The organism is Marinobacter sp. MIT932201 (assembly GCF_047123295.1).
GTDB classification, from domain to species: domain Bacteria; phylum Pseudomonadota; class Gammaproteobacteria; order Pseudomonadales; family Oleiphilaceae; genus Marinobacter; species Marinobacter salsuginis.
In genome coordinates, this window is sequence record NZ_CP138917.1 from 1,421,832 (window position 1) to 1,443,811 (window position 21,980).

The window sequence follows — 21,980 nt, forward strand, 5'->3', positions numbered from 1 at the left end:
GATGCGCAGCCTGATCTTCGCCGCCATTGACCGCAGCCGGACCACCCTGCTCACGCTGCTGTTCCTGATTCTGGGCGGTATCGCCGCGTTCCAGACCATTCCCAAGGAAGCCAACCCCGACGTCACCATTCCGATGATCTATGTGTCCATGACCCTGGACGGTATCAGCCCGGAGGATGCCGAGCGTCTGTTGGTGCGCCCGATGGAGCAGGAGCTGCGTTCTCTGGAGGGTATCAAGGAAATGCGGGGAACGGCCTCGGAGGGCCATGCGTCGGTCATGCTGGAGTTCGATGCCGGGTTTGATCCGGACAAGGCGTTGCAGGATGTGCGGGAGAAGGTGGATACCGCCCGTACCAAACTGCCCCAGGAAGCGGATGAGCCCAGGGTGAACGAGATCAACGTGTCCCTGTTTCCGGTCCTGTCCGTGGGTCTCTCCGGCCCGTTGTCGGAGCGCGAGCTGATCACCATTGCCCGCCGGTTCCAGGATGCCATCGAGTCCATTCCGGAAGTGCTCGAAGTGGAGATTGGTGGTGATCGCGAGGACCTGTTGGAAATTGTGGTCGATCCCCAGGTGCTGGAGAGCTACGGAATCGACTTCGATCAACTGGCTTCCCTGGTAACGCGCAACAACCAGCTGGTCGCTGCAGGCTCTCTGGATACCGGAAATGGCCGCATGGCGCTGAAGGTGCCAGGAGTGATCGAGACCATTGAGGATGTTATGTCCATGCCGGTCAAGGTGGACGGCGATACGGTAGTCACCTTTGGCGATGTCGCCATGCTACAGCGCACCTTCAAGGACCCCACCGGCTTTGCCCGTATCAACGGCGAGCCGGCGCTGGTGCTGGAAGTGTCCAAACGCTCCGGTGCCAACATCATCGAGACCATTGCCCAGGTCCGTCAGTTGATCGAAGAGGCCAAACCGCAGTTGCCGGATTCGCTGGAAATTCGCTACATCATGGATCAGTCCGAGGAAGTGCGGGATATCCTCAGTGACCTGCTGAATAACGTACTCACCGCCATTGTGCTGGTCCTGATCGTGGTGATTGCCGCCATGGGGCCCCGTTCAGCGGTGATGGTGGGGCTGACCATCCCGGGCGCGTTCCTCACGGGTATCCTGGTGATCTGGAGTATGGGGCTCACGCTCAACATTGTGGTGCTGTTCAGCCTGATCCTGGTAGCGGGCATGCTGGTGGATGGCGCCATTGTGGTGTCCGAGCTGGCGGATCGGAACCTCTCGGAAGGGCAGACGGTCAAGCACGCCTGGGCCGAGGCGGCCAGCCGCATGGCCTGGCCCATCATTGCGTCGACCGCAACCACTTTGGCCGTGTTTGTACCGTTGCTGTTCTGGCCGGGCGTGGTGGGGGAGTTCATGAAATTCCTGCCGCTGACGGTGATCATCTGCCTGATCGCTTCCCTGGCCATGGCGCTGGTGTTCCTGCCCGTGCTGGGTAGCACCAGTGGCGGCCGGCGCGCGCGCCAGGGAAACTCACAGGGTCGACTGATGCAGGGTTATCGGCAGGTACTGGCACTGCTGCTCAAGTCACCGGGGCTGACGTTGATCGGTGTGCTCTGTGTGATCGCCGTGATCTATGCCGCATACGCCCGCTTCAACCACGGGGTGGAGTTCTTCCCCAGTGTGGAGCCGGATTCCGCCCAGGTGCAGGTGAGGGCGCGAGGCGATCTCTCGGTGTGGGAACGGGATGCCATTGTGCGGGAAGTGGAGCAGCGACTGCGTGGTATGCCCGAGGTGAAGGCCCTTTACGCTCGCTCGATGGTCCAGACCAGCTCACAGTTGGCGCCGGATGTTATCGGCGTTCTGCAGTTCCAGTTTACTGACTGGTTCACCCGGCGACCGGCCAGTGAGATTCTCGAGGACTTCCGGGAATTGACCTCCGATATTCCTGGCATTGAACTGGAATTCCGCAAGCAGGAGGGTGGTCCTGCAGAAGGCAAGCCGATAGAGCTTCAGGTGAGCAGCCGGGAGGCGAACAGCCTCAATGGCTACGTGGACGAAATCAAAGATCGAATGCGCGAACTCGGTGGCTTCGTGGATATTGAAGACGACCGGAGCCTGCCCGGTATCGAGTGGCGGCTGCAGGTAGACCGGGAAGCCGCTGCCCGGTTTGGCACCGATGTCCTGGGTATCGGAAGTGCCGTGCGCCTGGTTACCAACGGATTGAAACTGGCGACCTATCGCCCGGAAGACGTGCGGGACGAAGTGGACATTGTGGTGCGCGTGCCCAACAACTGGCGGGAACTGGACCACCTGCAACGCCAGACCATCCATACCTCACGGGGCCAGGTGCCGCTTTCAGAATTCGTGGATCTTCGCCCGGGTGACAAGACCAACAGTATTGTCCGGGTGGATGGCCAGCGGACCGTGACGATCAAATCCGATCTGGCACCGGGCCGTCGTGTGGACGAGCTGCTGCGGGCCCTGCAGGCGGAGATGCCAGAACCACCCGAGGGTGTTTCGGTGAAGTTTGCCGGCGAGAACGAGGATCAGCAACAGGCCTCCAACTTCCTGGCGACCGCCTTCCTGGTGGCTATCGGGTTGATGCTGCTGATACTGGTGACCCAGTTCAATTCGATGTACCAGACCTTCCTGATTCTGTCGGCGATCGTACTGTCGACGGCGGGCGTGCTGTTGGGCCTGCTGTTCACGGGCCAGTCGTTTGGCATTGTGATGGTGGGAATGGGCACGATTGCACTGGCGGGTATCGTGGTAAACAACAACATCATTCTGATCGATACCTACAACCAGATGCGCAAGGACGGCATGGAGGCCTGTGAGGCCGCACTGGAAACCGGTTGCCTGCGTCTGCGGCCGGTTCTGCTTACCGCGATCACCACCGTGCTGGGGCTTATGCCCATGGTTCTGGGCGTCAACGTGGATTTGATTACGCCGTCCCTCGGTCTGGGCGCGCCTTCGACCCAGTGGTGGACCCAGCTTTCCAGTGCCATTGCCGGGGGGCTGGCATTTGCAACGGTGCTGACGCTGTTGCTCACGCCGTCGTTACTGGTATTGGGCAACCGGGCTGGCCAGGCTTTCTGGAGGCTGACCAGCCGGTACAGAAGAGTTTGATGCCCATGCAGAATCCGCTGAGTGTTCTTTATCGGGATGAGTATCTTCTGATTGTCCACAAGCCAGCTGGCTTGCTGGTGCATCGAAGTCCCATCGACAGACACGAAACCGAGTTTGCCCTGCAATATGCCAGGGCGCTCAATGATGGCGAGCATGTCTACCCGGTACATCGACTGGACCGGCCCACCTCGGGCATCCTGGTGTTTGCCAGGGACAGCGACACCGCTCGCACGCTGGGTTTGGCAATGATGGCCGGGGATGTGGCGAAAACCTATCTGGCCATGGTGCGTGGCTGGCCGCCGGAGCAAGGTGAGATTGATTATCCCCTGAGGGAAGAGCCAGAAGATCGGCGGCTGAAAGGGATCGAACAGCCGGTGCGCAATGCGCTTACCCATTACCGCACCTTGGCGACCACCGAGATACCGGTGGAAATCGAGAAATACCCGACCAGTCGCTACGCCGTGGTCGAACTGTCCCCGAAAACAGGCCGGAAGCATCAGTTGCGAAGGCACATGAAGCATATCAACCACCCGATGATTGGCGATGCAAATCACGGCCGGGGCCGACACAACCGTTATTTTGCCGAGCGTTTCGGTGAGGGGCGTCTGATGCTGGCGGCCACAATGATGGCCTTTCGCCATCCTGTTTCGGGTGAACCCCTGACGGTCAGCGCTGTGCCTGAGGCGAGCTTCCTTGAGGTGTTATCAATATTTCCCGGGTTTGATGTGCGCAATCACCTGGAGCAATAGCGGCTAATGAAGTCGGGATAGGGCAGCGGTTTGCTGTAACGGTAGCCCTGGAGGTAGTCGCAGCCTTTCTCGAACAACCAGGCTTCATGGGCTTCGCTTTCTACCCCTTCGGCGACCACCGAAAGCCCGAGCCCCCTGGCCAACCCGATGATCGACAGGGTGATTGCGCAATCGTTGTCGTCATCAGGGAGGTTGTTGATAAACGATCGGTCGATCTTGATGCGGGAGAAGGGCAGGGTTTTTAGCCGCGACAGCGATGAATAACCGGTGCCGAAATCATCAATGGCAAGCTCCGCGCCCGCCTCTACCAGCTGCTCCAGAATCCGACCTATCCCACTGAAATCGCCCTGGATCGAATCCTCGGTCACTTCAAACTGAAGGGCACTGACTGGCATATCCTGGTTCTTGCAGATTTCTCTCACCAACTCCGGTAATTCCGGCACCAGCACCTGCTCGGCGGAGAGATTGACGGATATGGTGGGTAAGGGAGTGTTCTGGTCTTTCGCCTGACGCCAGTGGGCGCAGACGTTCTTGAGTACACAGGCGCCCAGTTCGTACATCAGCCCGGCACTGCGTGCTACGTCGAGAAACTCGATCGGTGACAGCCAGCCCCGCTGTGGATGCTTCCAGCGAACCAGCGCCTCGGCACTTTCCAGCTGTGTTCCCGTGCGGTCCATGATTGGCTGGTAGAATACATCGAGGCCGTTGGTTTTGAGCGTTTCCCGCAATTCGCTTTCCAATGCAAATCGGGAGCGTGCTGTCATCTGGATTTCCGAGTCGAACAGCGTGGATCGGTCCCGGCCCTGCCTTTTGGCATGATACATGGCCGCTTCAGCGCCGCGGAGAAGTTCCTCGGGTTCACGACAGTCGCCCGGGAAGTGACAGATACCCACGCTGGCACTGACGTTCAGGTCCTGGTCGGACACCCGGATTGGCTGGCGGATCCGGGTCTGGATCTCCTGGGTGACTTCATCAAGGAACCCGGGCAGGGTGTAGTTGCGGATGACAAGGGCAAATTCGTCGCCGCCAATTCGCGCCAAGAAGTCCTTGCCCGCCAACTGGATGTCTTTCAGGCGCATACCGATGTCGGCGATCACCTGATCGCCCGCCTGGGGGCCCAGCCCATCGTTAATGGTTTTCAAACGGTCGACATCTATCCAGAGCAGCGCCAGGCTGCCGGTACCCCGACGTTTGATCTTGCGCACCAGGTGGCTCAACCGGTCACGCAGCGAATCTATATTGGCGAGGCCGGTGAGAGAGTCGTAGCGGCTGACGTATTCCAGGGCGCGTTTCGACCTCAGCCACGCTTCATGGGTGTTCATGAGGCTTATAGTATCAGCGATGGCGGCTGCTAATGAGATATCCGGAACCGACCAGGCACGGGGAGTATCCGATTCAAGGCAGACAACACCGCTGAGCTGTTCGCCGTCGAAAATGGGCGCGTCCAGCATGGAATGAATGTTCTGAACAGACAGATAGTCCCGGTCGAATGAGCGGGTGCGGATATCATTGCGGGCATCATCCACGGCAATGACCCGTTCTTCTGTAATAGCCTGGAAGTACTCGGGGTGGTCTGAGCGGAAGAGGTTGAATTCAGCGCCATTCTGCGCCAGGCAGCCGTTGCTGTCGGGCCGCTCTCGGTCGTGCAGCCATTCGCACCGAATCCGATCCCTTTCCGGTGGAAACAGCCAGACACTTGCCCGTTTTACACCAAGCAGGCGGGTGCACAGCTCCATAAGGGCTGCCAGCTTGCGGGGGCGGGGCATTTCGATAAAGCTGATGTTATGGCTCAGCTCCATCAGTGCCTTGTGATGGGTCACCAGGACTTCACTGTCACGCATGGCAGGGCTCAATATGGTGTGCCTTTACTGGAAATACGAACGGTCCTCGGTGTCGGTTCGGCCCAGAGGTCAGGTTGTTTCTGAGCTTCCTAAAGAATATGGCAGCTGTTGTTATGGGTGTCCACTTTTACAGGGTATCGGCCAGAGAGTCCCTGGCGTTACGGTCTTCGTTGGTTAAATCTTGCTGTTTGAGCTCGTAGAGCTGTGGCCACGGATGGTTAGCCTCCAGCGTGTAGGCGATATCAAGAAGCGTAGATTCGCCCCCATGACGGCCCATGAACTGCACAGATACCGGCAGACGATCCGGGGTTCGCCCCATGGGTATCGAGATTGCTGGTGCGCCCGTGGCATTGGCCAGTGGGGTGAAGCTGACATATTGGCGCAGCCGCTCGAAGAGGGTATCGAAAGGCACATCGGGGCTGAGGTGGCCAAGGGCGGGTGTGGTATGGCCAAGCACCGGCGTGAGCACGGCATCGAAGCCTGCCATGGCATGGGCGTAATCATGCCAGGAGCGTTTGAGCCTCCAGAGTGCGGTAGGCAGGCGCCAGAACTCTCGTCTGAACATCCTGTCCAGTCCGTTGGTCAGCCCATCTGTTCTGCGTTTGTCGAAGGCCGGGTGAAGCATCTTTTTGCCGTTGGTCCGGACCCCGAAAGCAAGCAGGGCCCAGTAGAGAGCGAAATCCTCCGGGAAAGCTCTGTGCACGGGAACGGGAACAGGCTCAATGTGGTGCCCGAGCCTTTCAAGTCTGAGCGCGGTTTCCTCGACGGTCTGGCGAGTGATGTTGTCGGTTTTGTGTCCATTGATAGAGTCCAGCACCATCCCGATCCTCAGGGGCCGACCCGACGGTCCCTCGATGTTACCAATCGCGGGCAGCTTCGGATTCCGGTAATAACTCTCGGCCTGGTCGAGAAAGCTGGCGGTATCCCGAACCGAACGAGTCACCACGCCTTCGCTGATAATGTTGATGGGCAGGGAAGAAGCCGCTTCGTTATCGATCAACCGTCCGCGTGTGGGTTTCAGGCCGACCAGACCGCAGCATGCGGCCGGGATACGGATGGAGCCTCCGCCGTCATTGGCATGGGCAATGGGCACCACGCCGGCTGCCACCAGGGCTGCTGAGCCGCCTGAGGAAGCGCCGGACGAATAGGCCAGATTCCAGGGATTCCGTGTAGCCGGCCCATGGGCAGGCTCGGTAGAGGCGTTGAAACCGAATTCGGGCAGCGTGCTTTTGCCAAGGCACAGGAAACCCTGGGCAAGCAGTTGTCGGGCAAATGGGCTGGTATCGGAAGCCGGTATTTCAGGCACGGCCAGAGAGCCCTGGCGTGTGGCCAGTCCTGTCACGTTGGTGTTGTCTTTGATAAAGGTCGGAACGCCCCGGAACAAGCTCTGGGCACCCGCCTTGCCCTCTGCGTCGCATCTTGAGGCGGTTTGGAGTGCCTCGTCGTAGTTCGCCAGAGCCACGCCATGGATCAGCGGGTCGGCTGCCTGGGCTCGGGCGATGGCAGCGCGCGTGAGTTCCGTGACCGAAATTTCCCGGTTGCGGATTCTCTCTGCCAGGGTTGTTGCGTCATCGCGCCCCATCACGTCGTTGCAGAATGTATGGCAAGACTGAGGGATTTCGGGGGCACTCATAACAGAATTCTCCGGCAAATGACTGATCCACTCTAATGCATTTAAAAACGTGATGATATGTCATTTTAGGAAGGGTTGGCCCCAGAGTGCCCTCACTCCCACCCCAAACCCTTTTCACAGACGCCTACAGATAATAAGCTGTCTGCCTTAACCCGTTGTAAGCGATCCTGATGGAAGTTATTGAACCCCTCGTACGCCACTTTCTTGGCATTTTCTTTCTGATGATCGGTCTGCAGTTTGCTGGCCGGAGCCTCGGCTTGTATCAGCGTATGCACTTTTCGCACATTAACTATGGTGAGCGAGGGACTGCACCCTGGTGGCATCGACAGATTTTCAATGTCTTTCGTGCGCTCATTCTGGGTATTTGCGTGGTGCGCATTTTTGCCGATGTTGACGGCTGGCTGGGCGTTTTCGGCCCGCTCTACGTCTGGCCCGTTTTGCTGGCCGGCATGCTGCTGTTGATCGGCTCATATACGGCCGTAAACTATCTGCAGGCCTACATGCACGAAGACTGGCGCTCCGGGATTGATCCGCGCAAGGATCAGCGCAAACTGCTGACAAGCGGTCCGTTTGGCCGCTCTCGGAACCCTCTGTTTATGGCTGTGATGACGGGACAGCTCGGGTTTTTCCTGGCGCTGCCCAGTGTGTTTTCCCTGGTGTGCCTGGTGGCTGGCGTACTCGTGATTACCCGCCAGGCCCGGGAGGAGGAGAAGGCGCTGGCGGACAAGTTCGGCGAAGATTACGAGCGTTATCGGGTGCGCGTGCCTCGTTGGTTCTGACCCGATAACCGGGAATGGCGCTACGCGGATTTTTTCCGCGCCTCCTTGATCACATCGTAGGCATGACTGATTTCGCGGGTGCGTTCCTCCGCCATCTCCCGCATGCTCTCCGGCAATCCCCGGCCCGCGAGTTTATCCGGGTGGTTCTCGCTCATCAGCTTCCGGTAGGCCTTCTTGAGTTCTTCATCACTGGCCGACGAGGACACCCCCAGAACCTTGTAGGCATCGCTGATCTGATCCGCTGACGAAGGCTGGCCGGCGCCGGCCCGGTGGGTGTGGGCGCCCCGAAGCATGGCTTCAAGTTGGTCCACCTGGCTCTCTGGCAGTCCCAGGCCACGGGCTATCCGCACCAGCATTTCGTGTTCGGCCGGATGTATCTTGCCATCAGCAGCCACCGCCGATACCTGAACCTGCAGAAACATCTGCAGGAAGGCCGGCTGCCGCCCGCTGGCCTGGAGAAAGCGGTTCAGCTCGGCATCCAGATCAAAGTCCGGCTCCTTGCCCCGGTTGAAGGCGGCTTTGGCCTTTTCCTTCTGGTCTTCATTCAGGCGGAAGCGCACGAACATGGCTTCGGCCATCTGGATTTCATCCCTGGATATTACGCCGTCCGCCTTGCACAGGGCGCCCATTACCGCGAAGACGGATTCAATAAAGCCGGACTGGATGCTCTGGAGCTTGCCAATCAGCCGGCGTTTGAGAAGGTTCAGGAGAAAGGCGCCAATCGCCGCACCGATCAGAAAACCGGGGAATTTGCCGAAGGCGTAGCCAATCAGGCCGCCAATTATGATTGCAAACAGCATTAAGATGTCCTTAACAGGGATGAATCAGCCCATAGAATATACGTGTTTTTCAGGCGGGCTTCATGAACAGGCTTTCATCGACCTTTCAAAAGAACTCGTAAATTATTAGGTTGAGCCTTTTAAGAGGGGGAGCGTCATCTATGAACCATGACCTGTTTGATGACCTGGCACCGGATCGGGCGACTGAGCATCTTATGGACGGCGCGTTGGTTATACGACAATTCGCGCTCCCGAATGCCGAATCGCTCATGGAAGGTATTGAAAAGGTCACCTCAGAAGCGCCATTCAGGCACATGAAAACCCCGGGCGGCCATTCGATGTCTGCGGCCATGAGCTGCTGCGGGAATCTTGGCTGGGTCACCGATCGCCAAGGTTACCGGTATCAGTCCGAAGATCCCGAATCCGGCAAGCCATGGCCTGCCATGCCGGCTGTTTTTCGAGAACTGGCCATAAGCGCTGCAGACACCGCCGGTTTCGAGGGGTTTGAGCCAGATGCCTGCCTGATTAACCGATATCAGCCGGGGGCAAAAATGGGGCTGCACCAGGACAAGGATGAAGAGGATTTCAGCCAGCCGATTGTGTCGGTTTCCCTGGGTTTGCCCATTGTTTTCCAGTTCGGCGGTCTGAAGCGCAGCGAACGCCCGATGCGGGTGCCCCTTGGCCATGGTGATGTCGTGGTCTGGGGTGGCCCTGCCCGGATGCGCTATCACGGTGTGCTGACACTCAAGGCCGGAGAGCATCCGCTGACAGGCGGTTACCGTTACAACCTCACGTTCCGGCGGGCCAGGTAAAAAATTATTGCAGCCAGGCGACCAGCAGTCCGGCTGCCAGCGAGAACACCATGGGGATGCCGACCAGGAAACCTGTCTGACGGTTGCCGACAAACCCAGCCAGCCCCGACTTCACCAGGTTGTTGGTGGCTGCGGCGATCACAATACCGATTACGGCTGTGCCTGCTGCCAGACTGTTATTGGACATGCGGGTCAGGGAGAGGGTGATGGCATCGACGTCGGCAATACCGGAGGTGGCCGCGAGAAAATAGATGCCGGCGTCACCCAGCCAGGTGCCCAGATACTCGCCCAGCAGGAGGATGCCCGTCAGTAACCCACCAAAAACCAGAGCCGAAGTCAGGTCCAGCGGGTTCTGGTTGAGTGCCGGCTGGCTGACACGAAGCTGTCGTTCGTTTTTTCGCCAGATGAAGAACGCTGGGCCGTACAACAGGGCGGTCATCACAAGTACCGGCCAGACAAGGCTGGGTAGCAGGTCCGGATTGATCACCAGGCAATACACAAGAATGCGCGGGAACATGGTGCCGCAGGCGATGAGTATGCCGGTGGCGAACTGGGCATTGAGCTGCGGATTTTTCGAGGCCTGGCGGGCAAAGTGCAGGGTGAGGGCGGTGGAGGAACTCAGTCCTGCGAAAAGGCTGGTAAAGAGGATTCCCTTTCGCGTGCCCGCCACCCGTATGGCGAAATAGCCCACAAAGGAAATGGAAGCGATCATCACCACCATCCACCAGATTTCCCGGGGGTTCAGTACTCCGCCGGGCCCCAACTTTTCATTCGGCAGCAACGGCAGCATGACCACGGAAATCAGCAGCAGTTTCAGTGCGGCATCCAGTTCATGTTCCTTCAGCTTGTTGACCCAGCCGTGAATTTCTTCCTTGTTATCCAGAATGATTGCAGTCACGACCGCTGCGGCAGTGGCGATCACCGGGTCTACTGCTACTGCAACCGCACCGAAGCAAAACGTCAGCACCATACCGACCATGCCAGTGATGCTGAAGTTGCGGATGTGCTCAAGCCGCTCGCTGTAAGCCACAATGGCCATGGCCACAACGCTGACCAATAGCACCGGAAACGCCCACTCGGTAATTTCTTCGGCCAACACGGCCGAGATGCCACCAAGCAGACCGACCATGGCAAAGGTGCGGATACCGGCAATGCGTTCGCCCGATTTCTGTTCCCGGGCATCCCATCCTCGCTCCAGCCCGATGATGGCACCGAGCAAAAGCGCAACAGCGAGATTCAGCGTGGTCTGGTTTCCGGCCAGAAATTGGGAGGCAACGTCGTCCATGGGTTGGTGCAAACTCTTGTTAATCAATGAATGTTCTGATGATAGCAGTACAGCGGGTCGGTCGTTAGACCTCTAAGAAGATACCGCTAGCGACCTTACTTTCCGGTAAGGGGGCTGATAAGCTTCGCGACCTTTGAATTCCTAGCAAGCTGGAAATCCGAAATCATGGTGAATTCCCTTAAAGCCAACTGGCTTTCAAACATTCGTGGCGATGTACTCGCCGGTATCGTTGTGGCCCTAGCGTTGATACCGGAAGCCATTGCTTTCTCGATCATCGCTGGTGTCGATCCCAAGGTGGGGCTTTATGCCTCCTTTTGTATTGCCGTAATCATTGCTTTCGTTGGCGGGCGCCCCGGGATGATTTCCGCCGCAACGGCGGCCATGGCGGTACTGATGGTAACGCTGGTCAAGGAGCACGGTTTGCAGTACCTGCTGGCCGCGACGCTGCTTACCGGTGTGTTGCAGGTGATTGCAGGCTATCTCAAGCTCGGCAGTCTGATGCGCTTCGTATCACGCTCGGTGGTCACCGGTTTCGTGAACGCTCTTGCCATCCTGATCTTCATGGCCCAATTGCCTGAGCTGACGAACGTAACCTGGCACGTTTACGCAATGACCGCGGCCGGCCTGGGTATCATCTACCTCTTCCCGCTGGTGCCGGTGGTTGGCAAGGTCCTTCCTTCCCCGCTGGTGTGCATCGTGGTGCTCACCGCTGTGGCCGTGGTGACCGGTCTGGATATCCGGACCGTTGGCGATATGGGTGATCTGCCGGATACGCTCCCCGTTTTCCTGTGGCCGGATGTGCCGCTGAATCTGGAAACCCTGATGATTATCCTGCCGTATTCGATTCCGTTAGCCATCGTGGGGCTGTTGGAATCCATGATGACAGCGACCATTGTGGACGATCTGACAGACACCACCAGTGACCGCAACCGGGAGTGCAAGGGTCAGGGCATCGCCAACATCGGCTCTGGCCTGATCGGTGGTATGGCCGGTTGTGCCATGATCGGCCAGTCCATCATCAACGTGAAGTCTGGCGGCCGGACCCGGCTTTCCACATTCACCGCTGGTGTCTTCCTGCTTATCATGGTGCTGCTGCTTGACAATGTCCTGGTCCAGATCCCCATGGCGGCTCTGGTGGCCGTCATGATCATGGTCTCGATCGGTACTTTCTCCTGGGATTCCATCCGCAACCTTCGCGAGCATCCTCTCTCCACCAACATCGTGATGCTGGTGACGGTTGTTGTCGTGGTTGCCACCCATAACCTGGCCTTTGGCGTACTGGCCGGCGTCCTGCTGGCGGCTTTGTTCTTTGCCAACAAAGTGGGCCATTACATGCTGGTGACCTCCGAGCTGGATGAAACCACCGATACCCGTACTTACCGGGTTGTGGGCCAGGTGTTCTTCAGCTCCTCGGAAAAGTTCATGGAATCCTTTGATTTCAAGGAAGCAGTCGATAATGTGGTGATCGACCTGAGTCGCGCGCATTTCTGGGATATCACCGCCGTGGGTGCCCTGGATAAGGCCGTTATCAAGTTCCGCCGGGAAGGCTCGGAGGTTGAAGTCATCGGGCTGAATGAAGCCAGCGCAACGATAGTTGACCGCTTTGGCGTGCACGACAAGCCGGACGCCGTCGACCAGTTGATGGGGCACTGATATGACACAGACCAGGGAATCCAACACCGATTCCGGCCAGAATAAAAATCACAAGGACCAAGAAGGCGAGGTTGAGATGCTACGAGTAGTTGCCTGTATCGATGGCTCCCAGGCTGCCCCCGCAGTTTGCGATTACGCTGCCTGGGCCAGCAAGCACATGGAAACCCCCATGATGTTGCTGCACGTCCTTGATGAAGAGCGTTACCCGGCAGAGCCGGATCTGGCAGGCAATATTGGTCTGGGCAGTCGTGAACAGCTCCTCGAGGATCTGGCAGAGCTGGACCGCAAACGCGCCAAGCTGGCCCTGGAACATGGCCATCACATGCTGGATGAGGCGCAAAAGCGCGTCACCGAAGCCGGCATCGGTGAGGTGATCCAGCGCCAGCGCCACGGTGATCTTACTGAATCCCTGCTGGCGCTGGAGAACCAGACTCGCCTGCTGGTGATGGGGCTGCACGGCGAGAGCAGCTCCGACCGTGACACCCACGTTGGCAGCCAACTGGAGACGGTGATTCGTAGTATGCATCGCCCGATTCTTCTGGTGCCCGACGAGTACACCGAGCCCCGAAGCGCCATGCTTGCCTTTGATGGCAGCGCCACGGCGTTCAAGGGCGTGGAATTGCTGGCTGGCAGCCCGGTCCTGAAGGGCATGCCACTGCACCTTGTGATGGTGGGTCCGGATACCAACGACCGCTGGGAGCAGCTCAGGAAAGCCGAGAAAATGCTGGCAGGGCTGGAATCCGAAATTACGTTGGCCATCCGGGCTGGAGACGTAGAACCGGCATTGCACGCCTACCAGGAAGAGCAGGATATCGACATCCTGGTGATGGGCGCCTATGGCCACTCCCGCATCCGTCAGTTCCTGGTGGGCAGTACGACTACCCGGATGCTCGAAACTGCCAGAAAGCCGCTGGTAGTGCTTCGCTAGGCGACTTCACGGGCTATGTTGGCCAGATAGGCCATCGCTGCGCGGTGGCCTTGCTGATAGCCCAGATCCAGCTTGTTAAGGTCTGTGGTTAGTCGACTCACCGGAAAATCCTCTGGCGGTGCGATAATCCGTAGATGGCAGTCGTCCGGCGGATTTTGAATGAACTCCAATGTCTCGTTATATCGTTCGCCGCGCCGGATCAGGGCCTCGGCCATTCCCGGTTGCTCCCGAAACATCCGTTTGGTGAGCGCCGGAAACGCCAGTGGCTTCTTCTCATAGCCCAGTGGTCGGGAAAGAACGACGGTAATATCCCGTGCGCCCCGCCGATAGGCCTCCGCAACCGGAATGGAATCGGCAATGCCGCCATCACTCATGGGCTCATTCTCCACGATCGGGTAATCACGGTAGGCCAGGGGAATCGAGCAGGAGGCTGTGAGTACATCGTGGATGTTCTTATCATCGACGTAGAAATATCGGGCTTCTCCGGTCACCACCGACGTGGTTGCTACCCAGAGCCTGGTGGTGCCAGACAGGTAGCGTTCCAGGTCGAGCGGCACGTCCTCGTAGGATCGGTGCCAGAGCCAGTGAACATCGCAGAGATGCCCGCCCCGGAAGAAACGGCCCCAGTTGATGAACTCCGGGCGGCACGCGTGGTCGGTAATCACCTGATGGTTGCGGCCGTGATGGCCGCAGAGGTAGCCGATGAGGTTGGTTGAACCGGCGGAGACACCCCAGGCTTCGGTGAACGGCTGATAGCGCTGCTCCAGAAACGCATCAAGCACACCGGCGGCGAAGATGCCGCGCATGGCGCCACCCTCTACCACAAGGGCATTGCTGGTTGCGGTGTCATCGTGGCTGTGGAGCATCCTTTCCCCCTATCGGTCGTAGTGTCTGGTCATGCCAATACATGGACTCAGGTTACCAGTTCTACGCCAGCTTTGGGCAATCGGATGTCCGTTCAGGCGCTGTTACCGGCTGCCACGCCCGAGGCCCAGGCCCATTGGAAGTTATGGCCGCCAAGATGGCCGGTCACGTCCACGACCTCGCCAATGAAATACAGGTTTGGCCGTTCCAGCACTGCCATGGTCTTGGAGGAGAGCTGGCGGGTATCAACGCCCCCCAGGGTGACTTCTGCGGTTTTCCGAACACATCCCTAATGTTGTCAATTTTCCCCCATGGAGGTTAGTAGCAAACCGATCTGTGCATTTCGTTGGGTACTGCCATATAGTTTCCGCATGCTGTGTGGATATGCTAGTTAAGGTGCTGATTTTTAGGCGTTGTTAAGGTAGTTCCGAAAATTGATATGCATACACGATGGCACGTCAACTATGTGGACAAAAAGGGGGAGGATTTGTACACATTGTAATACCCGAATCGGAAATCGTTAGCTGGTCTACGCGATTCAACGGTTTGATTTCGGGAAATGGTCATTGTTTGCACTACCTTTAGTTTCGGATCCAAATCTGGGCCTACTTTTAACTGACGTGAAGGTTTGGATTGGTCGCAAAGCGGAACTTTTTCGCTGCCCAACATAGCGCTTTCCACGTACCCAAGTTACCCCAGTAGTTGCTGTGTAAATCCACAATCATCAGTGCAGAGTGATCGATCCGTTGCTCCGGAGGCTCGTTAAAACTGAACCGCCCCGGGTATCGCGGAGGCCCGTTGGTTTAAGTCACGCTGCCATAGCGGCCTGAATGTTAAGTTGCCGGTAGTAGTTTGCCTCAGCTTCTCCCGGCGGTATATATCCCAAAGGCTCCATCAGCCGTTGATGGTTGAACCAGGATACCCATTCCAGCGTTGCCAGCTCAACGGATTCCATGGATTTCCAGGGGCCGCGCCGGTGGATCAACTCTGCTTTGTACAAGCCATTGATGGTCTCAGCGAGGGCGTTGTCGTAACTGTCACCCTTGCTGCCTACCGATGGATCGATGCCGGCTTCGGCCAGGCGTTCCGTGTAGCGGATCGACACATACTGTGAGCCTCTGTCGGAGTGATGAATCAAGTCCTCTGACTTGTCGGGCTGACGGGCGTAGAGAGCCTGTTCCAGAGCATCAAGCACGAAGTCCGTGTTCATCGTGCGACTTACGCGCCAACCCACGATACGGCGCGCGAAGACATCAACGACGAAGGCCACATACAGCCAGCCCTGCCAGGTGGAAACGTAAGTAAAGTCGGATACCCAGAGCTGGTCTGGGCGGTCAGCGACAAACTGCCGGTTGACCCGATCTAGCGGGCACGGCACCGATCGGTCTGGGACCGTGGTGCGCACCGCCTTGCCACGTCGGGCACCCTGAAAGCCCAGGCGACCCATGAGTCGCTCCACGGTACAGCGGGCCACAGGAATGGCTTCCCGGTTCATCTGCTTCCAGACTTTATCGGCGCCATAGACCTTGAGATTGTCGTTCCAGACACGCTTGATCTGCGGCATTAAAACCTCGTCACGCTTGGCCCGGTCACTGCGTAGTTCTGGATTGCGCTGCCGGGCCGCATGACGCCGGTAGGCCGACGGGGCAACCTGCAATACCTTGCAGATCGGCTCGACCCCGTAGGTATCCCGGTGCTGATCAATGTAGGTGTTTATGACTTCAGCTTGCGGTCGAGCTCCGCCTGGGCGAAAAAAGCGCTGGCCGTGCGAAGGATGTCATTGGCACGCCGCAGTTCCTTGTTCTCGCGCTCCAGATCCTTCATTCGTTGCGCTTCGGCGGTGGTTGTACCGGGACGTTCACCGACATCAATCTCGGCACGCTTGACCCATTCCAGCAATGTCTGTGGCACACAGCCAATCTTGGGGGCAATCGACTCCACAGCAGCCCATAGCGACGAGTACTCGCCACGATGCTCCTGCACTAGCCGCACCGCACGTTCTTTAACTTCAGGGGAAAACTTGTTGGATTTGTTCATGGCTCCATTCTCTCAGATGCTGGAGCCTCCTCAAAACCCGGGGCGGTTCAAAACCGAGAGACTAGGCGCGCTGTCCCGCAGAAGGAACTCGCCGGTTCAGAAATGATTGGCTCGGTAGGTAATTGATAGCTATGCGGATTTACTTTGAGGTTAAGATCATGGGTAACTGCGGTTTAGTCGGAATTCAAACTGATATATGGTTAACAATCCGCGTGAGAAGAGCCTAAACAGAATAAGGGTAGAGAATGAAGCTGGATATCGTAAAAATAAAGAATTTCCGCTGTTACAAGGACGAAATATCGATACCTTTCTCCGATTTGACGGCCCTTGTTGCCAAAAATGACATAGGCAAATCTTCAGTACTTGAAGCATTGGATGCATTCTTTAATTCCGAAAAGCTGGAGCCTGGTGATCGGTCTGCTGGGTTGACGAACTCGGATGATATAGAAATTACCTGTGTCTTTAAAGATTTCCCGGAGCAGCTAATTATAGATACAGATAATCTTATATCGCCTGCAAACGAATATCTTTTAAACCCTGATGGAAAACTTGAAATAAAAAAAATATTCTCTAGTGCCTCTCCAAAGTGCGAACAAATTTTTATTAGAGCGGTCCACCCAACAGCTGAGTACTTCAACGATCTATTTTCTTTGACCATAACACAGCTAAAAGCAAGGGCCAGAGAACTTGGCGTTGATTTAGCGGGCGTAAACGCAACTATTAAATCAGCTCTTCGGCACGCAATCTGGTTAAGTACACCTGATGAAAACCTAGCGAAGCAATTAGTCGAATTAGAGGTAAAGTCAAAGATTTGGAAGCCGCTGCAAAATACCCTTCCTCTATTTCAGCTTTTTAAATCTGACCGTCCAAGTTCTGACCAAGATGCTGAAGCGCAAGATCCCATTAAATTTGCGATCAAGGAAGCTATCAGGCAAAAGGCGGCCGAGCTTGACGCTATAGGCGACCATGTAAAACGCCAAGTTGAGGAAGTTACCAGGTTAACCATTGAAAAAATTCGAGAAATGGACCCTGACTTAGCAAGCCAGTTAAATCCGAATTTCTCAAACTTCAACTGGGGCAAAGTCTTCTCTGTGTCACTCACCAATGAAGATAAAATACCATTGAACAAACGAGGTAGTGGGGTTAGACGGCTTTTCTTGATCAATTTCTTCCGAGCTAAAGCTGAACAGTTGGCAAGTGAACGAGACGTCCAGGATGTTATTTTTGCAATAGAGGAACCTGAGACATCGCAGCATCCAAACAATCAACTTTTGCTCCTGGATGCGTTGAAGGAGTTGGCGCTTGAGGAAACCCATCAAGTGATTTTCACAACTCATAACCCCATCCTCGCCGGACGAGTTGATCGGGACTCTATAAGGTTTATTGAAAAAGATGAAACCGGCTCGCGAATATTGGCTGAGAACGACGATGAAACTTTACTTAGGATTAAATCGAGCCTTGGTATGTTTGCAAACCACAACATCAAAGTCTTTGTTGGAGTAGAGGGGCCCAATGACATTGAGTACATTAGCGGAATATCTTGGCGTTTATCACAGGAAGACCCAAGTATCGTCAATTTAAAACGCTCAGAACAACGAGGGGAATTGGTGTATATACCCATGGGGGGCTCAACTCTAGAGTTATGGACAAATAGACTCGAAGGACTTCAGGTTCCGGAAGTTCACGTGTTGGATAGAGATGTCCCTCCACCGGAACCAGCTAAGTATCAGGGCGCAGCAGATAGGGTGAATGCGCGCGGCGATAACTGTCGTTCTTTCATAACCAATAAAAGAGAAATGGAGAATTACATCCATTTTGAAGCTATAAATGAAGAGTTTGAAATACAGTTAACCGAGAACTTTCAAGCATTCGATGATGTCCCAGTGATGGTTGCAAAGGCAGTTCATGACGCATCGCAGTCTACAGTAGACTGGGAAGACTTGGATGAGAAGAAGCGAGATAAGAAAGAGAGTAAGGCCAAGAAACGCTTGAACCGAGCTGCTGTTTCCAATATGACAAAAGTGCGCCTTGATAGTGCAGATCCTGACGGTGAAGTATTAACCTGGCTAAGGGAAATAAGCAGGCATCTGCTTTAAGTTTGTTAAAGAGTGACTCAAGCCGACCGTTATCCGCTAGCGCACCAAACGTCGGCTCATTAAAAGCGTTATATGAAGTTAAAGGTTTTTAACTTATGGGTGACAAGAGCATCGTTTTCGAGATTCATAAAGCTATTTTTAAGAATAAAATCGAGGTGTTCCGAAAATATGCTGAGGAGCTTGAAGGCAAATTCGAATCTGACCTCAAGGTGATTGAATCGAGGTTTGATTTTGACTTTGAGGATGACGAGGGTGATGAAGATTACGCCTCATACGTCGAGTTTCTAATCGATGAAAAACGCATGGTCGAGCAAGACTTTCTAAATCAATATAGAAGTTCAGCGATAATTTCAGTCTACTCGCTTATTGAACATAGGTTACGAGTCATAGCCGAACTTCTAGGGAAGCTGAAGAGTAGCAAGCTGGAGGTATCGGACCTTAGTGGTGAAGGAATAATTAGGAATAGGAACTATCTGGAAAAGGTTTGTGGCGTAGATTTTTCTCATTTGAACAAGCAATGGTCCGTAATCAAGGATTTGAGCGCATTGAGAAACTGTGTCGTCCACTGTGAAGGAGACATCACTAAAGCACGCGCTTCACAAAAGCTTTCAAACATTGTCGAAAATACAGAAGGGCTGCGTCTTGAGCGCGACGATACTATCGTCTTCGAACTACCTTACCTTGAAAAGGTTATAGATGTAGCGGAAGACTTCTTCTCTGGTGTAGTCGACGCAGCTTTTGAAGTGTTCAGTTCATATAATAAGTCAAGTCAGAAGGACGCTCTAAAGCGCGCCTCTGCTTGAGTTTTTGATATGACTCCCCACATCAAGAGGCATGCAGGAAGTCGCAATGAATTTCCCAGATGATATTGAAAAGCTACAGCAAAAAGTCGAAAAAATTCTCGATCCTATTGCCTCAGCAGTAGAAAACGGAACGAAGGCTGAAAAGGACTTTCTATTTACTGCCTCTCGAACAGACGCTGGGAGATCTTTGCCTCCTTACTATCTAATATATTTTTTGTTTGTTGATCTCCTTAGGTGCAAAAATCTTGGTCAGTTTGAAAAGATCTCCTGGTCGGTGCCTATTGATTATAACGGAAAAGCCTACTTGCTTGAACACAGAAAATCTGGAATGGGTCTATTTACCTCGAATGAGGTGAGTCAAGAATCAGATTGCCGAGAAATCGTAAGGAAAATAACTAAGGCTGTGAAAGCCGCTCGACCATATTTTGAGTGGGTAGCAAGCGAAGCGGCAAAGCGTTCAGATCTAAATGTACTAAATCACAGCCTTCGCTTGTATGATCGATACGCATATTTTCTTGATGAATACGAGAAAAAGGTTCAAGAAGCAAACGCTCGAAAAGATGAAAGAATACGAACGCAGCACTCAAGCAATTCATGGAGTGTTCAGATGCCCTATTTTGATCTAAAGAGAGAATCTGAATGGCTGGCAATGTCGGTGATTGATGCATTTTTCAGCTTCACTGAGCATGTGTTTATTCATGCAGCTATTTTGCGAGGTAAGGTAGTAACCGGCGAAGATGTTGCCAATTTGGCAGATAATGAATGGGCATCAAAATTTAAAGCGTGTTTTGATATTCAGGATCAGGAAACAAAATCACACTATGACCAATTGGTCTCCATAAGGCGTCAGATAAGAAACTATATTGCACATGGTGCTTTCGGTAAAAATGGTGAGGCGTTTCAAATTCACTCTGGAGCGGGTGCTGTGCCTCTACTTATGCCTCATCAGAAAGGTAGTGCTCGGTTTTCCATGCAAAGCGGCATTGAATTTAACGAAGAGGAAGCTATAAAGGTCGTAAAGGAATTCATGGAATTTTATTGGGAGTCTGATATGTTCCCTGAAGTTATTTATATCCAGAGTAGTATGCCAACTATTCTACATTACGCGTCAGACTCAACTTACGCTAGAGCGATGTCTTCCACTGAAGACATGGAGAGCTTTGTTGAATATTTAACAAGGTTGCAAGAACAATCTGCTAACATGGATTGGTAAAGCAGGCCTAATCGGGTAGCCGGGGGCATCTAACCCCCCCCCAGCCCCCACAGCTCCCTGTGTAACCATCCCCTAAAAACGAAACAGACGTAGTAAGAGGTCCGTGGACCGCGATTAAGCATGCATCGATTGGAGGGGATGGTGCCAATCTCGTCGCGGAAAAAGGGCCGCTTTCCAATGAAAGCGTGGATCTTTAAAAAGAGATTACTAATGTTTGTCAACAACGGTGAGTTTTGACCGCTTTGGAGGTGCGGACCTTTTCTTGGACTGTTTTATGCCACCAAACCCAAGCTTTCCCGGTATTCAAGCGGGCTCAGGCCCCCAAGTGAAACTTTAATCCGTTTCTCGTTGTACCATCGAAGGTACGAGTCAAGCTCCTCCATGAATTGCTCAATTGTGACTGTATGCCAATCTTGAGGATAGAAGAACTCATTTTTCATCCGCCCAAAGAAGCCTTCGCATGCGGCGTTATCGGGAGTACAGCCCTTCGCCGACATCGACCTGAGGAGATTTGCATCCTCAATACGCGATAGCCATCCTGGCCACCGGTAGTGTGCACCCCGGTCAGAGTGAACAAGTGGAAACCGGGCCTCAGACAACGTCTCAATGGCTTCGTCCAGCATGGTGTTCACAAGATCAGCGTCCGGCCTGGTACCGATCGTCCAACTGACGACCAACCCGTCAAAACAATCGATCATGGGAGACAGATAAATTTTCCCCGAAGGAATCTGGAACTCCGTAATATCAGTCAGCCATTTCTGATTTGGTAGCTTTGCTTTGAAGTCACGATTGATCAGGTTGTCTGGTGCTGGGCTGACTTCACCATTGTAGGAACTGTAACGACGTCGCTTACTAGCTTGGACTACCAGCTCTTCCTCTGCCATCAACCGCCGAACGACTTTTTCTGAGATTCTCGTACCTCGTCTTCTGAGGACGACATGAACGCGTCGGTAGCCATAACAGCGACGGTTGAGGTCGAAGATGTCTGCCACTGAACGACGGATGTCACAGTACTTATCAGGGGCATTAATACGGGCCCTCTGATAGAAGTAGGAACTGCGTGGTAATTGGAGCTGCTCGGTTAGCTCAGATAGCGTGTAAATTCCTCTCAGGGCGTCAACCAACAGGGTCTTCTCCCGGTTCGTCAGTAACTGTAGGTCGACGCCCTGATCTTTTTTTAACAGTTCATTCGCCTTCGTCAGAATGTCATGTTCGAGTTGGAGTCGGTGGACTCGCACCTGAAGCGACTCCACCTCTCGCTCCAATGCGACGCGGTTATTATGGGAGTGCGAATGCTTGCGGGACTTCATCATTGGATTGACCTGGTCATCAAGTAGTTGGTCTTTCCACTTGTACAACAGTTGCCTACTCACCCCTATGTTATTGGCAACCTCTGAACCGCCCCGGGTATCGCGGAGGCCCG

General features: G+C 54.8%; 14 protein-coding genes, 3 pseudogenes and 1 other annotated feature. Of the genes and pseudogenes, 9 read left to right on the forward strand and 8 right to left on the reverse strand.

From position 1 onward, the window contains the following. Nucleotide 1 precedes the first annotated feature (1 nt). Both SIC15_RS06540 and SIC15_RS06545 read left to right on the forward strand, forming a co-directional pair. Nucleotides 2-2,980 (forward strand): annotated as a pseudogene (locus SIC15_RS06540) (efflux RND transporter permease subunit); the annotation flags it as partial. 110 nt (nucleotides 2,981-3,090) lie between these two features. Next, entirely contained in the window at nucleotides 3,091-3,834 is a 744-nt protein-coding gene (locus SIC15_RS06545; protein WP_412537596.1) for a pseudouridine synthase, read from the forward strand. Here the strand turns inward: SIC15_RS06545 and SIC15_RS06550 are convergent. After that, nucleotides 3,819-5,675: an EAL domain-containing protein gene (locus SIC15_RS06550; protein ID WP_412537318.1), complete on the reverse strand. Its 1,857-nt coding sequence runs from the start codon at nucleotides 5,673-5,675 to the stop codon at nucleotides 3,819-3,821. The genes SIC15_RS06545 and SIC15_RS06550 overlap by 16 nt on opposite strands. A gap of 127 nt (nucleotides 5,676-5,802) precedes the next feature. Further along, the gene (locus SIC15_RS06555) at nucleotides 5,803-7,308 is read right to left on the reverse strand and encodes an amidase (RefSeq protein WP_412537319.1); all 1,506 of its coding nucleotides are present in this window, start codon (nucleotides 7,306-7,308) and stop codon (nucleotides 5,803-5,805) included. A gap of 170 nt (nucleotides 7,309-7,478) precedes the next feature. Between SIC15_RS06555 and SIC15_RS06560 the strand changes: the two genes are divergently transcribed. Next, a complete protein-coding gene (locus SIC15_RS06560; RefSeq protein ID WP_412537320.1) occupies nucleotides 7,479-8,087 on the forward strand; it encodes a methyltransferase family protein in 609 nt (202 codons plus the stop codon). A 20-nt stretch (nucleotides 8,088-8,107) separates the two neighbouring features. Here the strand turns inward: SIC15_RS06560 and djlA are convergent, their stop codons facing one another. Further along, nucleotides 8,108-8,887 (reverse strand): co-chaperone DjlA, encoded by a 780-nt coding sequence (gene djlA, locus SIC15_RS06565; RefSeq protein ID WP_069183890.1) that lies wholly within the window; start codon nucleotides 8,885-8,887, stop codon nucleotides 8,108-8,110. A gap of 140 nt (nucleotides 8,888-9,027) precedes the next feature. Between djlA and alkB the strand changes: the two genes are divergently transcribed. Then, complete coding sequence (gene alkB, locus SIC15_RS06570) at nucleotides 9,028-9,678, forward strand: DNA oxidative demethylase AlkB (protein ID WP_291908155.1); 651 nt, start codon at nucleotides 9,028-9,030, stop codon at nucleotides 9,676-9,678. Nucleotides 9,679-9,682: 4 nt separating this feature from the next. Here the strand turns inward: alkB and SIC15_RS06575 are convergent, their stop codons facing one another. Next, nucleotides 9,683-10,963, reverse strand: a complete 1,281-nt coding sequence (locus tag SIC15_RS06575) for an MgtC/SapB family protein (RefSeq protein ID WP_412537321.1) — start codon at nucleotides 10,961-10,963, stop codon at nucleotides 9,683-9,685. Nucleotides 10,964-11,128: 165 nt separating this feature from the next. Here SIC15_RS06575 and SIC15_RS06580 point away from each other — a divergent pair, with 165 nt between their 5' ends. Together SIC15_RS06580 and SIC15_RS06585 are read left to right on the forward strand one after the other, a co-directional pair. Then, nucleotides 11,129-12,616 (forward strand): SulP family inorganic anion transporter, encoded by a 1,488-nt coding sequence (locus SIC15_RS06580; protein WP_412537322.1) that lies wholly within the window; start codon nucleotides 11,129-11,131, stop codon nucleotides 12,614-12,616. Nucleotide 12,617: 1 nt separating this feature from the next. Beyond that, nucleotides 12,618-13,544 carry a universal stress protein gene (locus tag SIC15_RS06585; protein WP_291908150.1) on the forward strand — a complete coding sequence of 309 codons (927 nt, stop codon included), beginning with the start codon at nucleotides 12,618-12,620 and terminating at the stop codon, nucleotides 13,542-13,544. Here SIC15_RS06585 and SIC15_RS06590 read toward each other — a convergent pair. From SIC15_RS06590 to SIC15_RS06600, 3 genes and pseudogenes are all read right to left on the reverse strand, one after another. Continuing rightward, the gene (locus SIC15_RS06590) at nucleotides 13,541-14,410 is read right to left on the reverse strand and encodes a patatin family protein (RefSeq protein WP_291908149.1); all 870 of its coding nucleotides are present in this window, start codon (nucleotides 14,408-14,410) and stop codon (nucleotides 13,541-13,543) included. The two genes, SIC15_RS06585 and SIC15_RS06590, sit on opposite strands and share 4 nt — an antisense overlap. Nucleotides 14,411-14,502: 92 nt before the next feature. Beyond that, nucleotides 14,503-14,685 (reverse strand): annotated as a pseudogene (locus SIC15_RS06595) (NAD(P)/FAD-dependent oxidoreductase); the annotation flags it as partial. A gap of 531 nt (nucleotides 14,686-15,216) precedes the next feature. Continuing rightward, nucleotides 15,217-16,445 (reverse strand): IS3 family transposase gene (locus tag SIC15_RS06600; RefSeq protein WP_091644139.1). Its coding sequence is split into 2 segments (ribosomal slippage): nucleotides 15,217-16,157 and nucleotides 16,157-16,445, totalling 1,230 coding nucleotides; the frame shifts between segments, so codons are not numbered across the junction. Next, nucleotides 16,051-16,167, reverse strand: a sequence feature (AL1L pseudoknot). Its footprint overlaps the gene before it by 117 nt. Nucleotides 16,446-16,690: 245 nt before the next feature. Here SIC15_RS06600 and SIC15_RS06605 point away from each other — a divergent pair. The 3 genes from SIC15_RS06605 (at nucleotide 16,691) to SIC15_RS06615 (ending at nucleotide 20,557) form a co-directional block, all read left to right on the forward strand. Beyond that, nucleotides 16,691-18,541 (forward strand): ATP-binding protein, encoded by a 1,851-nt coding sequence (locus SIC15_RS06605; RefSeq protein ID WP_091641626.1) that lies wholly within the window; start codon nucleotides 16,691-16,693, stop codon nucleotides 18,539-18,541. A gap of 95 nt (nucleotides 18,542-18,636) precedes the next feature. Next, a complete protein-coding gene (locus tag SIC15_RS06610) occupies nucleotides 18,637-19,344 on the forward strand; it encodes a hypothetical protein (protein WP_075195741.1) in 708 nt (235 codons plus the stop codon). 46 nt (nucleotides 19,345-19,390) lie between these two features. Then, nucleotides 19,391-20,557: a hypothetical protein gene (locus SIC15_RS06615; protein ID WP_075195742.1), complete on the forward strand. Its 1,167-nt coding sequence runs from the start codon at nucleotides 19,391-19,393 to the stop codon at nucleotides 20,555-20,557. Between the two features lie 272 nt (nucleotides 20,558-20,829). On the opposite strand, the pseudogene SIC15_RS06620 reads toward SIC15_RS06615, so the two are convergent. Next, nucleotides 20,830-21,951, reverse strand: a pseudogene (locus SIC15_RS06620) (IS3 family transposase); the annotation flags it as partial. Nucleotides 21,952-21,980 lie beyond the last annotated feature (29 nt).

What these genes read in the sequence shown, in the direction of transcription:
- SIC15_RS06545 (WP_412537596.1), top strand. Translation starts at nt 3,091, where the DNA reads ATGCAGAATCCGCTGAGTGTTCTTTATCGGGATGAGTATCTTCTGATT.
- SIC15_RS06615 (WP_075195742.1), top strand. Translation starts at nt 19,391, where the DNA reads ATGAATTTCCCAGATGATATTGAAAAGCTACAGCAAAAAGTCGAAAAA.
- djlA (WP_069183890.1), bottom strand. Translation starts at nt 8,887, where the DNA reads ATGCTGTTTGCAATCATAATTGGCGGCCTGATTGGCTACGCCTTCGGC.
- SIC15_RS06555 (WP_412537319.1), bottom strand. Translation starts at nt 7,308, where the DNA reads ATGAGTGCCCCCGAAATCCCTCAGTCTTGCCATACATTCTGCAACGAC.
- SIC15_RS06550 (WP_412537318.1), bottom strand. Translation starts at nt 5,675, where the DNA reads ATGCGTGACAGTGAAGTCCTGGTGACCCATCACAAGGCACTGATGGAG.
- SIC15_RS06580 (WP_412537322.1), top strand. Translation starts at nt 11,129, where the DNA reads ATGGTGAATTCCCTTAAAGCCAACTGGCTTTCAAACATTCGTGGCGAT.
- SIC15_RS06560 (WP_412537320.1), top strand. Translation starts at nt 7,479, where the DNA reads ATGGAAGTTATTGAACCCCTCGTACGCCACTTTCTTGGCATTTTCTTT.
- SIC15_RS06605 (WP_091641626.1), top strand. Translation starts at nt 16,691, where the DNA reads ATGAAGCTGGATATCGTAAAAATAAAGAATTTCCGCTGTTACAAGGAC.
- SIC15_RS06610 (WP_075195741.1), top strand. Translation starts at nt 18,637, where the DNA reads ATGGGTGACAAGAGCATCGTTTTCGAGATTCATAAAGCTATTTTTAAG.
- SIC15_RS06575 (WP_412537321.1), bottom strand. Translation starts at nt 10,963, where the DNA reads ATGGACGACGTTGCCTCCCAATTTCTGGCCGGAAACCAGACCACGCTG.
- SIC15_RS06590 (WP_291908149.1), bottom strand. Translation starts at nt 14,410, where the DNA reads ATGCTCCACAGCCACGATGACACCGCAACCAGCAATGCCCTTGTGGTA.
- alkB (WP_291908155.1), top strand. Translation starts at nt 9,028, where the DNA reads ATGAACCATGACCTGTTTGATGACCTGGCACCGGATCGGGCGACTGAG.
- SIC15_RS06585 (WP_291908150.1), top strand. Translation starts at nt 12,618, where the DNA reads ATGACACAGACCAGGGAATCCAACACCGATTCCGGCCAGAATAAAAAT.